Source organism: Bacillus thuringiensis (assembly GCF_022095615.2).
Classification (GTDB): Bacteria; Bacillota; Bacilli; order Bacillales; family Bacillaceae_G; genus Bacillus_A; species Bacillus_A cereus_AG.
Genome location: NZ_CP155560.1, coordinates 12043 through 27790, shown reverse-complemented (window position 1 = coordinate 27790; position 15748 = coordinate 12043). Strand labels below are relative to the sequence as shown.

Below are 15748 nucleotides of genomic sequence, written 5' to 3'. Positions count from 1 at the left end.
AATTCATGCTAATTTTACTATCAAATCCATACCACTACTTCTTCTCCACTAGAACATATCTTTAACACTTCCACCTTATTTTTTATCTTTTCCTAACAATATCTACAGTCTATAAGGTAGTTGAGCCCTTATATTCAACTACCTTATAATAGTTCTACATTATATTAAAATATCTACTACACTAGTTCAATACATGTTAGGACAACATATAAATTAAATAAACAATTAATTCAGATATATTTTTAGAAACTTCATTATCTCACAATTACTTTTTTAAAAATAAATCAAAAAATTTTTCTTTACTTTAAATTCCATAGTTCATATAATTTTCTATGGAATTACATTTTTTTCTAAATAGCTCCTCATTTCTAAGGATTCAAAAGGGCAATTACAAATTATTATACCCTTATGTTTAACCAAGTAAAATAAAAATCCAGTTTTTCACAAGGAGAAGTGACTGCATGCAAGATATTTTAAAACTATTTCCGAGCGTTGACGGAAATGAAGAAAAACAACAACTTTTATTAGAATCTATGCAGAAAATAATTAAAAATCTTGACCAATTAAAAAATGAAGAGCGAGCTACTTTAGGTAAATGTGAGGAAAAATCAGAAGGATACTATAATAGCTTAATTCACCAAAGTCATATACCACTAGCTGGAATCACTATGTCTGAGGTTATAGAAGAGCTAAACCAATTTATGAATGGCCATCCTTATCCCAATAAATACTACTTGTCTAATGCTGTACCACTACCAAGTATCCCATCACTATTGGGTATACTAACCATGGCACTTTTAAATGGTAATGGCGTTTGGGATGTCTATGGCCCAGGGGCAGCTGAAGCAGAGGTAAAAGTTGTATCCATGCTTTCAAAACTGATTGGTTATAATCCACATAATAGCGGTGGTTATACAACATGGGGTGGACAAGGTTGTGTATTTTCGAGCTTACGTTTAGCAATTTCTAAACAATTCCCATTAGCAAAAGAACATGGTGCTCCACAAAATGTTTATTGCTTTGCTTCTGAAAATGCACATTATAGTTTATTAAAGTCAGCTGAAGCAACTGGCATAGGGTCAAATCACTTAATAAAAGTGAAGACTGATCCTTATACAAATTCTATGGATATAGAAGATTTAGAGGCTAAAATGATACAAGTTATTAAAAATGGCGGTATCCCCCTTTATATTCTAGCTACTATGGGGTCAACAGATACATTTACCATTGATGATATAAAAAAAATTAAAGAGAGCGCTGAAGCAATACAGAAAGAATATAAATTAAAACCTATTTATATCCATGCTGATTCTGCAATGGGCGGATTCTATAGTTTCTTTAATAATTATAGTTTTGAAGAAAATTCACTCTCATTTGAACCTAATGTAAAAAATGCCTTACAATACGTACAAAATAAAATGCAATATATGTCCCTTGCAGACAGTGTATGTTTTGATTTTCATAAATTAGGACAAACACCTTATGCTTCAAGTATTTTAATCGTAAAAAATCATACTGATTTACAACTGATGGACATTGAACAAGATGATACACCTTATCTTGGTAATAGATCCTATGGGAGTTATCATACAGGCTATACCTTAGAATGCTCACGAGCTGGTAGCGCTATTCCCATGTATATCAATCTATTAGCCTTTGGAATTGAAGGATATCAAAAATTATTAGCAAATTATGTTCGTGTAAATCTATTATTTAGAGAGAAGTTGCGTGTAGCTCTACCTCAAGTCGCAATCACAAATGATTTTACATATGGACCAATTACAACTTTCCGGTACTATCTGAATGGAGATGGCCAAGAAAATTGGGAAAAAGAACGAATGGGTCTTGCAACAAAAGAAGAGATTGAGGATACAAACCGATTAAATATAGAAATATTTAATTATCTAGGAAAAAATCGCGATCAAGTATTTTTTGGTGATACAACTCGTTCTTGTGTAGTAGATGTATTAAACAGTAGCGATAGAAATCCGATTTCCACATTAAAATTCTTTTCTATCTCTCCATATACAACTGTTGAATGTTTAGATGATATCGTTGCATTTCTTTATAAAAATATTTCGATTTCTACTAAACAGATTTATTCATATGTTTAATAATCATATTTGTTAGCGCTTTAATAGCTAAATTTAACTAAGTTAAATAAAAATCTTTATTCTTATAATTACTATTAACTATATCAGGAAAAGAGGAAAAACATATGAATATAGAGCTACTAGATACACACCACGTGAAAGATGCAGCACATTTACTTGCACATTCTTTTGTGAATAACGAACCTCTTGTAAGCAGTTTACAAATTCCCTTTGCTCCTTTTCACAAAATGTGCGAAGAAATGATGAAACAAGCTGTATCTCAAGCTATGTCATTTGTAGCAATAGAAAATTTTCAAATTGTTGGAGTTCTTTTAACAAAAAAAGTAACACAGCCATTAATAGATACAGAGAAAGCGATTGAACTATGCCCACAAATGGAACCTATTTTTCAACTTTTAGATACATTAGAGACAGAATCTATTGAGTTTTCTCATTTAGATAAAGAAAAATTGGTCTATCTAGATATGGGCGCTTGTCATCCAGATTGGATGGGAAGTGGGATAGTCACCAGCCTTCTTTCACACGCAATTCAAGAAATAAGTAAAAAAGATTTTGATTTTATTGCTGCTTGTACAAATAAAATTTCTCAAAAAATCCTAAAAAAACTGTTTACGACCTTGGAAATGAATGAAATAGTGTATAGTAATTTTCCTTATAAGGAAACATACCCATTTGCTAACACAACAACTTCCTTAGCAGCTCAATTACTATATATACCTCAATCCCAATTCGTCATCAAGGCCATATAAATTTGTGAAGAAGACTAGCTGTACTTTTGTGCAGCTGCTTTTTTATATAGAGTAAATTAGCAATAGATATTCTTTCATAAGTGACACCTTTCATACTTTAACTTCTTCGAATTCAATAGCCACTTTCTCAGCATGACTTACTTCTCTGCTTAACCTACCTAAAGATCCCCGTCTATTTATTAAAACATGTTTCATCATGTTTTAATTTCATTCGCTCCATTATTTTATCTATACAAGTAACTTAAATACTTTTACCTATTTTAATGTCTAATCTTTTACTTTTTAAGTAACGAGTGATACATAGATTCCCACTCTTAAACCACTTTAAAACATATTACCTGATAACCCCTTAATATCCCCTATAATACTGACGGTTACCATTCTCTTTCATTTCGTTTATCTATTCATATTACATACCCTATAGCTATCTAATCTTCCTTAAAGAATCCCATGTAAAATTCATGATAAAAGGAAACAAACGTGTCATATTTAACATTTAATAAAAAAGAGTGAGAATTACTGGATTCCCCTTTCTTCTCTTCCTTTTAAGCAGCTCTTTTATGTCTAATTCTATTGTATTCCTGCTAAATAACATGCTCACTAATCATTAACAATTTGTATAACTGTATAAAGACTATACTAAATTACTAAAGGAATCTCCTTTCCCCTATCGAATTATTGTAGAGGAAAGGAGAGGAATACATGGAAATTCTAGGATTAGATCCTCGCGCATTAGCGACTTTAGGTGCACTTGAATACACCAATCGTCGTAATAAATTAATTGAAGACTCGGAGAATAATTTATACGAATGTAAAGAAATAAAAGAAATACTTCAATCACTTCCTAAAGAGAAGCAGATTGAGGTTCTTGAGAATCAAGCTCACTTTGAAGCTGTGGCAAAGATGATTGAACAAAACAATTTAATTCTTTTAGAACAGATGAAAGCTCTACAGCTAATTCAGAAAAAACAAACTTATGATTAAGTAATTCTACATATGCTTCCATATATAATGTCTCTTTATCTATACTACCAGCCTCTGTTTTTACAGGGGCTTTTGTTATGTGTTGATTCATATTTTGAATTTGAATGGTTTCTTTCACATGTATGAATAAATCCTCTAATAAACCTGGTGTAGACTCCAATTCTTGCTTTTCAATTTCTTCTGTAACAGCACTAATAAACTCCCATAGTACTTTTGCACCTAGTAGTTCTGCTAATCTTTTTTCGCGCATTTCAAATGTTTTCATGTTCATACAAATACACTCCTATAATTTATATATAATGATTCAAATATTTTTTTGTAAAATTAACTACAACACTGTTTCTATTTACATTTCTAGAAAATCCCTACATAATCCTAAATATCTAACACTATTCAACACATTTCGTGTTGTTCTGCATCAAAAAAAATTTTTTGGACTGTAACACCATAAAAATTTGCTAACTTTATTTTTATATTATCTCGTGGAATTCTTTGGCCATTTTCATACATTTGCAATGTACTAACACTGATTCCCACAGCTTTTGCCACTTCTTCTCTAGATTTTTCATTTCTTAAATTAATTAGATTTTTGGCCACTCTTTCATAATTCATGTCTTCTCCCCCTAAAACCACATTTCGTGTTGCTATTTAAAATATAAACCGCACATTTTGTGTTGTCAACAGATTATAATTATCAACTTTTTAAAATTTTAATTATTTGACACATATTGTGTTAATATATTATCAGGTGATAGAATGAAAACGTTTGGAAATATAATTCGTGATTTAAGAAAACAAAGAAGAATTACACAAAAAGAACTTGCTCACTCGCTTCAACTAAGTGAAAGTACAATTGGTATGTACGAACGTAATGAACGTCAACCTGATTACAGTACCTTGATACGTATAGCAGATTACTTTAATGTATCTACTGATTTTCTTCTAGGACGAGATTTTTATGCCGAAGGGAAAAGAAATGATTCAGAACTAGATCAATGGTTAAATGATATAAAACTTGCTCCATCCCAAAAACGTGAAGAATTAAAACGTTTTTGGAAATTTATAATGCAGGAAGAAAAGTAATAAACTAAACCTCCACCTTTACAGGGTGGAGGTATTAAAATTGAGTCTTCAGTGGTCAAACATTACAGTAACATTTTGCCTTGTCAACCGTTAGATTGCTTATTTTGCTAATTTATCTGAAAAGATTGTGATACACAACCAAACTGTATGTCAGAACTTTCTTCTTTACAAAATAAATATGTTTTATCTTAAGTTAGTTGCTTTCTCCTACGTTTTTTACTAAGTATTTACGATGGAAAGAAGGTAACCCCGATAAGCGATTACCTTCTTTTGGCTATATAATATTAGTTACATCGCTTTTTTTATATCTTCCAATAGTGCTTTTTGTTTAACTAATTCTAATTACGCGATCTCGCTATTAAAATATCATTCGTATATTCAGGTATTGAATATGACGGGATCGGACGCGCACCTATTCAGCAAGAAGTTAAACGAAGACTTGAGGCAAACATCCATATTTGATTGGTGTCTTTTTTGTTTGACTGCGCGATCAATGTATCCCCCTAAGTTTGGATCGATTCTCTCTAAATGGCGGCTTGCTGATGTATAGCAATCACTATACGCAATCGATCATATATTACTAGCGATAACTAACAAAACGTATCAAAGTGTACTGACCTCCATGAGTTTCGTATATACATATAAATCTATGTAACTATTTTCGTTACACGAAAACCACCGTAAACCTTACTCTCGCAAGGGATTCGGTTACTTTCTATTACACTATCAGTTAGTTTACATTAAAAAGAGTTACGCATCTTAGCGCAACCCTTATATCTTATAATAATTATTTCTCTATTCAATTATCGTTGCGCCATAAGAATCTCTAATGAATCGTTCTAATTGTTCATCACTCATTTCATTAGAATTCGTACCTCTTTGAGCATAATTAATATTTACACGGAATCCTCTAATTAAATCTAAATTTTCTCTTGTCATATTAATTAAGTATGGCTTTTGGTCAAGCCCCTGATCACGTCTCTCCAGCGTATCAATATCTTTTTTAGAGGCAAATTTTTGCTTCTCCTTACGATTTTGGTGCAAATCACTATTTTCTTCCCGATGTTTTTCCTGTCTCCACAGACTAACCGCCTGTAACCAATACCTCGAGGCACTATAAAGATAATGCGAAACTAGTATTTGCTTCGGAACTAGTACTACTGGATGTCCATCAAATCCAGGAAGTTCAGCCGCCATAGTCTCCCAACTATGATTTATGTGATCCCAGTGTTGGTATTCAAACGGTACTGATAGTTCAACATTATGAATATGACATTGTTCTTGTGTAAATTCTACTAATTCTGCTTTTATTAAACTAGCAACTAAGTCAGATAGTAAATCTTCACCAAAATCTGGAATAAACAAGTAAAAATCTTCTAACTTTCCGACAATCCTATCAGTTAACAAACCTTTTTCATGAACATAATCAAAGATTCTCGCTAAAGATTCTTCAGAATTCCCTTTGCCTCCAGGAAAGCCCTCTGTATATCCTAAGAAAACCTCATTTGATTCCCCTGAGGATTGAAAGTACTGTCTAGCCTCTTGAGTATGACCCTCTCTATACAAATCAAATACTGTATTAAAAAAGTCTTGAATAATCTCATTACACCTAACAAACCATTCTCCATCTTCGGCAGCTATACGAGTTGGATCTATAAAAAGCTTGTTATCCCAATCAACACGTATATTAACAAATGCAAAATTAGCTTGATCGTGATTTGTTAATTCGAATTTTTCTGAAAATCTCATTTGGTTACTCCTTTCTATATTAGTATTGAAAAGAAATGTAATCATAATCCCAAAATCACCTTTACATTCCTTTTTTATTATATACATATAATTTAACACACAAATAATAATAATTCAATTTTTCTGAAATCTGAACCTCCACTCGATCATCCGTTAAATAATTAATCAAAAGTGAAAACTATGCATATTAAAGAAAAATTGGACAAATACGTTGCGCTGCGATTGTCAATTGAGAATACGCAGGATCTCGAACAATTGAAGAACTTGAATAATTCAAGTTCTTCAATTGTTCTCTCGTAAAGATTAGATCCGATTTATTTCCAACAGTCTTTGATAGTACCGAAACCAAATGACATATTGCTGAGAATGCCAGAATCGATTAATTCGTAATAATCTTTTCCCCAAGAAGTAGGAATAATAATTACTTCCATATACAAACCTTGTTCATGAATAGTACCTCCAAGTAGTTTAAATTATTTTTGTTATTATATATCGTCAAACAAAAACGTAAATCAACTGGAGAAACTTATTTAAATAGAAAATTCCTAAGTGGTCCTAGTAGAGTCACTTCAACTCAAGTAATCTTTAGTACAGCAAAATTTCCATAAAATTAAAAAGGATAACACCTAGAAAACTTTTAAATAATTATCCTTTTCCAGATTATTTAATTTGATTTATATTCAGGAGAAAAGTCGTCTGCTCGCTCTGCCATATCAGTAAGTTGCTGTTCGTAATAAATTTTAACCTGAATATTAGGATACAACATTGCTAGGTGAAATTTTATTGCAATGAGACAATATGCGCAGGGTTCCTTTTCTGTATAAATGTGAATATTTAGTTTGTCATCCTGATTCTTGTTCTCTTTTAATCTCCTAATCATTTCATTTATAATTTTTCTCTCACTACATTTCTCTTTACCACGTGTAAATCCAGGTTTTGATGGTTGGTAAAAATTCAAGTCAGGGGTTAATCTCATTGGTAAAGTAATATCTCCCAAAAAATTATAACAAGGAATTGATTGACTATGTAATCCTATGAATGGCTCATATTCTTCTTGTTTATTAAGCTTGCTATCAGCATAAAAAGGTAATTTTATGGTATCAATAATACCTATCGCTGTATTTCTATCCTTATTTGTTGGTAATTTATATTCTTCCTGTAGTCCCCTAAGTTTCGATTGTAGTTCTAGTCCCTTATTAAGATGAAATTGTACCTGTTCCTTATCCATAAAAACCTCCTAAATTTATTATTTTTTCATTACACATCTTTTCACCTACTAATTATCTATCAAACTTCCCATGATAGCTTGATCGCTTTCCTTCTATAGTTATACGAACTATAAATTGACAAACTATCAATAAAATCATATATTACATCAAAGCTTTTGTATACTCCGTAACTATTAATTAATAATATCACTTCTACACCTCATTACTTAAATAAGATAGTATAATTCAAATTTTATTATCTAAGGATTAGTCGTATAAACTAATTTTACCGAAATACAAAAGACCTTTATCGTGTTGAAAAAACAAAAAAGACTCCAACATTTCTGTTGAAGTCTTGATTTCATCACGTTACTTGATACCGGTGGTCACGGTCAAACCGACACTCCCGAAGGAACACGACTATTGACTTTTATGCCTCTGTTCCTCAAAATCATCAAGCTCTTAATTAACTTGTTTATTGAATTTTGCTTGTCCTAATTGCTTAAACGTCTTTATTAGTCGAACTTCAAAGTCTCTCGCTTCCCTCTCTTCGTCGAATTCACCTACAATTTTATAATCGATATTACCATCCTGCATAAGTTGTCAATGAATCGAGCTTCGCTCGTTCTTTATCTCGTAGTTTTCTCTTTATATTCAATTCTCGAAAGTAGGAATCAAATATAAAATGAGAATTTTATATACTCTTCGTTTTTAAATCAAGGGTCAAGTAAATTGAAGAGTGCCGCTTTTTCTTTAATCTACAATCAAGCCATAAAATTTTAAAGCTAAACTTTATAAAAACTCTATTATAATTAAATAAAATATGTAATATTAGATTATATATCCTAAATTATGTGAAAGGAATGTGCTAAATGACTATACATAGCCCATATATTAAAACTTATTTTAACAATGTTTCAAAAATTAATAACCATATTACTTTTTATTTATTTGTAATGGATCAATTTAAAAATGATTCAAGTGATATAATACGAAAAAATCCGAATGCACTATTAAGCCAACTATATGAAAGCAATACATTTAGTTCTTCTTTTAATATTAGAGCCAAAGACTTTGATAAAGAACATGAAAAATATAGGCAATCAATATTAATAAATCTTTTTATTAATATGCATTCCTTTCTAGAATTTTATTTAATGGATATTGATAAATTTATTGGTAGAATTGTATCCACAAGACCGGTCAGAAACAACCATAACAGAAATAATAACAATAGGAATCTTAGTAAATTGCAAAGTATTTTAAATAGATTTGGTTCCAATTACAATGAAGTAACATTAATTGGTAATGAATTAGTTTTAACTCTGGACTACCTTAGACTTAGAAGAAATAGAATTGTTCATAGTGCTGATGTATTACCAAGCCAACAATTATCAAGGATTATAGACCATAATGGTCATAGTTTAATTCAATATTGGTCAAATATTCTCCCTAATAATGTTGTAGTATTCCCGAAAGATAATTTAGGAGAATTAAATTATAATGAGTTAATCGCTTACTTTAATATGTCAAGGATAATTTGTCAGAAAATAGATCAAGAGCTAATGAAGATCATTGATACAAATTATAGAGATTTTTTACTCACAGATTCATTAAATCAGTTTATAGAAGTTAATAGTAATAAATTCAAGTCAGGCAAAAATACTTCTTCAGAAAATTTCATTAAGAAAAAGATTAAAAAGTTTACATTTGATCGATTTGGGATTAAAATAGTAGATAATGAAGTAGATACTTTAGTTAATAATTATCAATAATTTGGGGGCGTAGCTCAGTTGGTAGAGCGCCCTCCTTGGAAAGAATCTAGTATAACTGGATTTTTTCCAAGAGGGGGCATTATGCTGTACTTACGTATAGTATGACGTGCATTGGTTCAAGTCCTTTCGTCTCCATCAAAAAAGTCTGTAGCAAATGGGATCTCCCTTTAGAGATTCTCTGTTGCAGACTTTTCTTTCCATCTAAGAAAACTGGATAAAACGGGATATTTTTACAATAAATGATACAATCCCAGAAGAACATTTAATGAATTATCATATAAAAGAAATTTTTCTACTTACACTAAAGGAAACAAAATTGAATGGACAATATAGCAACCGAATTTCTCCTTTTCGTTTTAATTTATAAAATATTGATTTTATCATAAAAAAACAGCCCGTTAATTAGACTGTCTCAGTCAATCTATGCATTTTGCTGAATATCCTTTTAATTAACCCCTTTTAGGTTCCCAACCTTTAATTAATTCTTGAACCCCCTTTTTCCAAGCTTCCTCCAATTCGATTTTCAAGAATACTTGAAGTTTGTCTAATGGAAGCGAAAGTTCCTATCACTTCATTATCTTTATAAAGGATACTAGGAATTGCTTCTCTCCATCCACCATTGCTCACTGTTGTTACCTCCAGAACATAATCAATAACATTATTATAAAGGAATTTAAACCAAAAATTAATCAATGAATTATAAAGTCTTAATAACATCCAAATATTATTAATAGCTGCAATAAAAAAAGACCTGACCTCAGCCAGGTAGATAAATTCATTTAAGTGATTCCTTTTTCGTCTTTTGGCCTTTGGAAAACAAATATCCCTTCAAATTATAAGAGTGAGCTAAATTACTCATTATATAGGATAGTTTTATCCTATATATAAAGTTAAGCCCCTGAATGGACTCTATTGAAAATATGTAATGAGTTAATATATATCCGTTAAACGTTATATATAATAATTACAAAGGCCCTGAGAGCTGTTCCAAGATAATCTTTATTGAAATTAATTTGATTAAAAAATTCTTACTCAGAATGCATTTTTCTCGCTCCAAGAATTGTATCTGATAATATAGAGAAAAGTGGCAGCCTGAACTATCCCTCATCAAATTTCTCTGTATAGACAATTAATTCTAAATAGATGTTTTTTCCCAATACCATTAGCACCAACGATTCTATTTATTTCGATTGATTGTTGATGCTCGTTAGACACGAAAAAACTTTCTATATAAAATGTATTTTAAGTGTAAGATAATTCGCTTGTTTGTCTATTAAATGAAAAATTATATTTACTTCCTAAATTATAGGATACTGAATCTACATTTTTTCATTTCAAACCAAATATAAACAATTTCTATGTGTGTACTTCTATTTCCTATAATATATTATGTAATGTATTAACAACATTCAATATCTCTTATATAAATGCCTTTCTATTATTTACTCAATTAATGTTTAAAATAAATAGAACTTATTTATTTTATGATTCTGTTTGATTAATCCGAAACACCTTTACTATTCAAACCTTATGTGTTCTATTATATTCATGCAGATTTATAATTGATTCGAATATCCTTCTTACCACTTTTCTCATTCCCCACCTCAGGTGATATTAATAGGACAACCTTAAGAGTTGATAAGATAAATTAAATTAAGAGGGGGACATTGCAGATTTACTTATTATTATCAAATTATTAGGAGATTGCTCACAAGAGGAATCTCCTGAGTATTACTTTAAGCCATCTCAAAGATACACCAATGAGGGCGGGTTTGAAACCCTAAAGTATAATATGAATCGTGATTGAGTAACTGAATTAGTTAGTGGTGAAAGAAGATCATCTATGGCGTATGACAATGAAGAGATTATACAGTCCAAAGAAAAATAATATATAATGGTTGCTACACTGTTATATGAAGGTGGTAAGCCATCGAGGTGAGATAAAAAGGGGTTCCCCCCAAGTAAATCTACAATATAAGACAAGTAAAAAAGAATCTTTTTTGAAAAAAGATTCTTTTTTATATATAGGAGTTTAATTTTTGAATAAATTAAACTTTTCTAGTATTTATACAACACTTAACATAACAAATTAGATAGTAGCTCACAACTATCACTCTTAATACTCATTTAGAAAGGTTATCTTTTAGAAATTTCAGATACTCCCTAAACTCCTCATCTTTAGGATTAATAAATACGCAATATCCTATTTTTCCAATAAGAGACTTTAAATACAGTTCACTATTATATTCAATAATCCCTCTACGCTTTAGATGATTACTTAGGCCATATTTTCTAATAAAATAAACTTCTTGTCTTAATTTACGACGTTTTTGTACATTAACTTGAATTTTCTCATTAACTGTAATACCAGTTACTAATTGTCTATTATGTTTCCTCATTAGATTTGTTTTACTAAGATTCAATTCTAATTTTATCCAACTGAGGTATGTTTTTACCTTTTTTATTAACTTTTGCTCCTTAAAGTTTCCAGAAAAAGTCATATCATCTGCATATCTAGTGTATCTAATTTTCTTTTTATTGCAATATACAGAAATTTCTTTGTCAAATCCTCGCATTACAAGATTAGATAAAGCTGGGCTTGTTGGTGCTCCCTGTGGTAATTTTCCACTTAAAGTACAAATTTTAGCAAGCAGAGTACAAACTTCTATTGTATATCCTATTTTTAAGAAAATAGATAAGACTTGATTTTGCTTTATATTTCCAAAAAAGTTTTTTATATCTAATTTCAAAACTTTTTTCTGATTCCTATGAAATTTGACATTATCCTTCAGACTAACCTTTTTTCTATAGGCTTTTGCATACGGGCTTACATCTACATTAATCAAAATCTCATTCAGTATCCATTCCTGAATAATTTTTAAATTAGGTAAAGGTTCATGAATTATACGTTTATCACCATTTTTTTTTGCAATACTAAACCTTCTATAACATTGCTTAGGGGCGTTAGTGACTTTTAATATATACTCATAACTAATGCCTACTAGCAATGAAAAATGAAGCTGATCATAGATAATAGGTACATTTTGTTTATATAAATTATAGGCATATTCTAGATTACCTTTTATTGTTTCATCAGATAAATTATGATTTTGCGCCTCTTTTTCATAAGACTCTTTGTATAACTCCCAATCCATTTTATCACTCCATAATTAAAGAATACTACCCATTACAATAAAACCTAATCTGTTAATATTCAACGATGTCAACATTCACAGTTTTATCGTGGAGGTTGACATCGGCGTTCGTTTTTCAGAACGCTCCTTTGAAAGTTGTAACACTTTAAATTCCTATTTCAAGTTTATAACTTTCAAAGCTTGGGCTAGTAAATCAGTCCACATTTGCACAGCGACTCGCTGCACATTGCAAAAAATCCTCAAACTAATGGGTAGTATCTTTATCAGTTAAGTATATATCACTCTTATTAATTTTTCTACCAAAATATTTATATTGATGAAGTATAAAATTATTTTTACCTTTCATTCCATTCTTTGCAATTAACTCTATTAAATAATCCTCCCCTAATTTTGTGATCTCAATTTCACCAGATAAATCTCGAGCCATACCATTACTTTTTAAATCATTTATTACTTTACCAATATCACTATAAGCGTATATACCACCCGCTATCTGAGAAATATCACCTTTATATTTTATTATTTGTAATACCGCCATTTGCAATCTTAAATCGTATCGTTTTTCCATTTTATCACTCCTTAAACCTTGGAAATGGTGCTTTATATTTCTTTTCCCACCAATAAAAGGGAAGTGTATTATTAGGTGTTCTAACCATTGATACAAGCGCACCCCCACTATTAAATCCAGCTTTATAACTTTTAGTAGCCTTTATCTTTTTAGCAATACGATTTATACTTTGCCTAGCCTTATCTTCATTATCGACAATTTCACTTAATGTATATACTTTTTTACTAGAATGGAAATATCGGACCCCTAAATCATCTAATAAATCCTTACCTGTCTTTTCTATGATTAAGGAAATGACTACAATATCATCTTTATTAATCCCTTGTTCAAGATATGAATTCACTGAGCGCTTTGCCGTTTGTCCTGATCCTATATAATCATCTACCAAAATCAATATACAATTCTCATCATTTATTTTATTAATGTCGTTTTCATCTAAATATGTTAATACTTCCACTTCTACATTCCCTAAAAATTCCAAATAGCTTAATTGATTAGATTTCATAAGATAACACATTAAATTCGAGCTTTTGGTAGTTTTATTATTATTACTATATTCTAAAAGTGGTGCTACTAAAATTTTTCGAGGAGATTCTCTTCCAAAAAAATCCCTTGAATATTTATTCATTAATTCCAGACTTTCCAACAACATTTCTTCATAATATTCAATTCCATAACAACGGTAATATTCTGTTAAGCTTAAAATAAAATCTTGATCTTCCGGAACTAATAATTCTAATAATTTACTAAACCTATCATATAATTTATTATTTTCTTTACTGATGTCCCATTTTTGATCTTCAAATATTTTCGTAAGTCTATTTAATCTGTTAACGTCTAACATCTTATTTATTCACCTTCATTAGTATACGCTAAAAGTATTTCATATGGTTTGTATCTTATTATTATTACATATTTCATTAATTTTAATATATATTCTACTACTATAAATTCATACTAATTATTAACAATTAATTATTAATAACTTATTACATTATCAAGTTAAGCTTTTCTCTTCCTACATTCTTAATCCCGTCTTTATTTAGTACTTACGTATAAATCTAATAAATTTGTATTACTTTCGACATCATGAATACTGTTATACCAATTTATCTTGACTTTAATAGCACATGGGTATCCTCATTCATTACACAAATCTCTTTGAATAAACAATATTCTTACAATAACTTAAACAATCAGATACAAAATCCTTTTTATTTTAAATCCAAACTTATTTTTAAAGTTCATCTTGTTCTAATATCCTACAACAAGACTTTCTTCCTCAATTTGCTTAAGACTATAGTACAATCCCTCATATTTCTCCTTATTAAGGTTGTACATTATATCATTTAATAGATTAATTAAATCGTCAATATATGTATTCATATGCTCTGGTATGAAAAGACTAATCAACTCTTCAATCTTATTTTTAGGAACAATTCTAGCAAACATTAATGGCAAATAAAATGAAGTTCCTAAAAGTTCTGAAGGATTTTCTTCCCAATGTGTTATAAGATTTCTTTTCCGTCTCAAATTTTTGAGACTTTGTAGGGTTTTATTCTTTGTAATTATCCCTTGTTGAACTAGAATATTAACCCTATCATGAAAACTTATTTTCTTTATACCCAAATTCCTTGATGTTATAGCCACAATCGTTTCTAAAGCTGCATTAATACTATAAAGTGCCAAAACACCATATCTTGTATTATTTAAAAATATTTCCTCTTCTTCAATACTATAGTTAAAACCAACCTCTTTAAAAGTGACTTCTTGCATTTTTGCAACGCTATCTTTTGCATTTTTAATGTGTACTGCACCTATGGAGTATTCATACCAATGAGTCATTGTATCACTTCCCCTACTATAAGTTTATTCATATACGAATTGTACCATACGTCAAAAGAATTTAGACCTCTTTATGTTCTAATGGATTTAGTTTACTCACTTACATAGTTAATACAATTTAATTATTTGCCAGCACTTGTACTACAGTTCGAAGTGATATGTCAAAGTGGAGTTTTTATCACCTACAAAATGGGCTTATCTTTATTTAGTTATTGAATAAACTTTTTATAGTTCCAGATTCTCTAACCTGTTTAAATCTACTCCAGTGATTCTCAACTTTACTTCCCATAATATTAATAGTTTTAGGATCTTCAGCAAATATTTTTAATACCTTTGATACATAATTAAAGAGGTTACTTTTCCCATTTTTACCTAACTGTTAAAAATTTTGATGTATTCAATTATATTTTCTTCCCCACAGTTTCTTCAGAATACTCTTATGAATATAAAATCCCTCCATCTTTTTGATATTGTTTTATAACTTCAAGACTCTCCTTAAAGAAATTCTAATTTGTTTT

Annotated in this window: 13 protein-coding genes, 1 tRNA gene and 1 pseudogene; 5 read left to right on the top strand and 10 right to left on the bottom strand. The window is 29.9% G+C overall.

Annotated features, from left to right (window positions below; genetic code table 11):
- The first annotated feature begins 461 nt into the window (after positions 1 to 461).
- A complete protein-coding gene (locus tag KZZ19_RS27060; RefSeq protein WP_237982032.1) occupies positions 462 to 2114 on the top strand; it encodes a pyridoxal phosphate-dependent decarboxylase family protein in 1653 nt (550 codons plus the stop codon).
- Between the two features lie 104 nt (positions 2115 to 2218).
- A complete protein-coding gene (locus tag KZZ19_RS27055; protein ID WP_098521394.1) occupies positions 2219 to 2863 on the top strand; it encodes a hypothetical protein in 645 nt (214 codons plus the stop codon).
- Between the two features lie 844 nt (positions 2864 to 3707).
- Here the strand turns inward: KZZ19_RS27055 and KZZ19_RS27050 are convergent.
- Together KZZ19_RS27050 and KZZ19_RS27045 are read right to left on the bottom strand one after the other, a co-directional pair.
- Entirely contained in the window at positions 3708 to 4118 is a 411-nt protein-coding gene (locus KZZ19_RS27050) for a hypothetical protein (protein WP_237982033.1), read from the bottom strand.
- A gap of 122 nt (positions 4119 to 4240) precedes the next feature.
- Positions 4241 to 4459 carry a helix-turn-helix transcriptional regulator gene (locus KZZ19_RS27045; RefSeq protein ID WP_237982034.1) on the bottom strand — a complete coding sequence of 73 codons (219 nt, stop codon included), beginning with the start codon at positions 4457 to 4459 and terminating at the stop codon, positions 4241 to 4243.
- 144 nt (positions 4460 to 4603) lie between these two features.
- Between KZZ19_RS27045 and KZZ19_RS27040 the strand changes: the two genes are divergently transcribed.
- Positions 4604 to 4930 carry a helix-turn-helix domain-containing protein gene (locus KZZ19_RS27040; RefSeq protein WP_237982035.1) on the top strand — a complete coding sequence of 109 codons (327 nt, stop codon included), beginning with the start codon at positions 4604 to 4606 and terminating at the stop codon, positions 4928 to 4930.
- Positions 4931 to 5725: 795 nt separating this feature from the next.
- On the opposite strand, the gene KZZ19_RS27035 is transcribed toward KZZ19_RS27040, so the two are convergent.
- The 3 genes and pseudogenes from KZZ19_RS27035 to KZZ19_RS27025 form a co-directional block, all read right to left on the bottom strand.
- Positions 5726 to 6679, bottom strand: a complete 954-nt coding sequence (locus KZZ19_RS27035; protein ID WP_237982036.1) for a hypothetical protein — start codon at positions 6677 to 6679, stop codon at positions 5726 to 5728.
- A gap of 205 nt (positions 6680 to 6884) precedes the next feature.
- Positions 6885 to 7122: pseudogene (locus KZZ19_RS27030) on the bottom strand (HK97 family phage prohead protease); the annotation flags it as partial.
- Positions 7123 to 7343: 221 nt separating this feature from the next.
- Positions 7344 to 7907, bottom strand: coding sequence for a deaminase domain-containing protein (locus KZZ19_RS27025; RefSeq protein WP_237982037.1), 564 nt, complete (start codon positions 7905 to 7907; stop codon positions 7344 to 7346).
- 852 nt (positions 7908 to 8759) lie between these two features.
- Between KZZ19_RS27025 and KZZ19_RS27020 the strand changes: the two genes are divergently transcribed.
- Both KZZ19_RS27020 and KZZ19_RS27015 read left to right on the top strand, forming a co-directional pair.
- Complete coding sequence (locus tag KZZ19_RS27020) at positions 8760 to 9662, top strand: hypothetical protein (RefSeq protein WP_237982038.1); 903 nt, start codon at positions 8760 to 8762, stop codon at positions 9660 to 9662.
- A gap of 3 nt (positions 9663 to 9665) precedes the next feature.
- Positions 9666 to 9797, top strand: a tRNA-OTHER gene (locus tag KZZ19_RS27015).
- Positions 9798 to 10136: 339 nt separating this feature from the next.
- On the opposite strand, the gene KZZ19_RS27010 is transcribed toward KZZ19_RS27015, so the two are convergent.
- The 5 genes from KZZ19_RS27010 to KZZ19_RS26990 form a co-directional block, all read right to left on the bottom strand.
- Positions 10137 to 10289, bottom strand: a complete 153-nt coding sequence (locus KZZ19_RS27010) for a hypothetical protein (RefSeq protein ID WP_237982039.1) — start codon at positions 10287 to 10289, stop codon at positions 10137 to 10139.
- Between the two features lie 1496 nt (positions 10290 to 11785).
- A complete protein-coding gene (locus KZZ19_RS27005) occupies positions 11786 to 12817 on the bottom strand; it encodes a retron St85 family RNA-directed DNA polymerase (protein ID WP_237982040.1) in 1032 nt (343 codons plus the stop codon).
- A 244-nt stretch (positions 12818 to 13061) separates the two neighbouring features.
- On the bottom strand, positions 13062 to 13385 hold the full coding sequence (locus KZZ19_RS27000; RefSeq protein WP_237982041.1) for a hypothetical protein: 324 nt from the start codon (positions 13383 to 13385) through the stop codon (positions 13062 to 13064).
- A gap of 4 nt (positions 13386 to 13389) precedes the next feature.
- On the bottom strand, positions 13390 to 14229 hold the full coding sequence (locus KZZ19_RS26995) for a phosphoribosyltransferase-like protein (RefSeq protein ID WP_237982042.1): 840 nt from the start codon (positions 14227 to 14229) through the stop codon (positions 13390 to 13392).
- Between the two features lie 410 nt (positions 14230 to 14639).
- On the bottom strand, positions 14640 to 15230 hold the full coding sequence (locus KZZ19_RS26990) for a hypothetical protein (protein WP_237982043.1): 591 nt from the start codon (positions 15228 to 15230) through the stop codon (positions 14640 to 14642).
- Between the last annotated feature and the right edge of the window lie 518 nt (positions 15231 to 15748).

Bases quoted from the DNA above. Each gene is read 5' to 3' on its own strand.
- KZZ19_RS26995 (WP_237982042.1), bottom strand. From the start codon at position 14,229: ATGTTAGACGTTAACAGATTAAATAGACTTACGAAAATATTTGAAGAT.
- KZZ19_RS27055 (WP_098521394.1), top strand. From the start codon at position 2,219: ATGAATATAGAGCTACTAGATACACACCACGTGAAAGATGCAGCACAT.
- KZZ19_RS27040 (WP_237982035.1), top strand. From the start codon at position 4,604: ATGAAAACGTTTGGAAATATAATTCGTGATTTAAGAAAACAAAGAAGA.
- KZZ19_RS27000 (WP_237982041.1), bottom strand. From the start codon at position 13,385: ATGGAAAAACGATACGATTTAAGATTGCAAATGGCGGTATTACAAATA.
- KZZ19_RS27060 (WP_237982032.1), top strand. From the start codon at position 462: ATGCAAGATATTTTAAAACTATTTCCGAGCGTTGACGGAAATGAAGAA.
- KZZ19_RS27050 (WP_237982033.1), bottom strand. From the start codon at position 4,118: ATGAACATGAAAACATTTGAAATGCGCGAAAAAAGATTAGCAGAACTA.
- KZZ19_RS27045 (WP_237982034.1), bottom strand. From the start codon at position 4,459: ATGAATTATGAAAGAGTGGCCAAAAATCTAATTAATTTAAGAAATGAA.
- KZZ19_RS27035 (WP_237982036.1), bottom strand. From the start codon at position 6,679: ATGAGATTTTCAGAAAAATTCGAATTAACAAATCACGATCAAGCTAAT.
- KZZ19_RS26990 (WP_237982043.1), bottom strand. From the start codon at position 15,230: ATGACTCATTGGTATGAATACTCCATAGGTGCAGTACACATTAAAAAT.
- KZZ19_RS27020 (WP_237982038.1), top strand. From the start codon at position 8,760: ATGACTATACATAGCCCATATATTAAAACTTATTTTAACAATGTTTCA.
- KZZ19_RS27025 (WP_237982037.1), bottom strand. From the start codon at position 7,907: ATGGATAAGGAACAGGTACAATTTCATCTTAATAAGGGACTAGAACTA.
- KZZ19_RS27005 (WP_237982040.1), bottom strand. From the start codon at position 12,817: ATGGATTGGGAGTTATACAAAGAGTCTTATGAAAAAGAGGCGCAAAAT.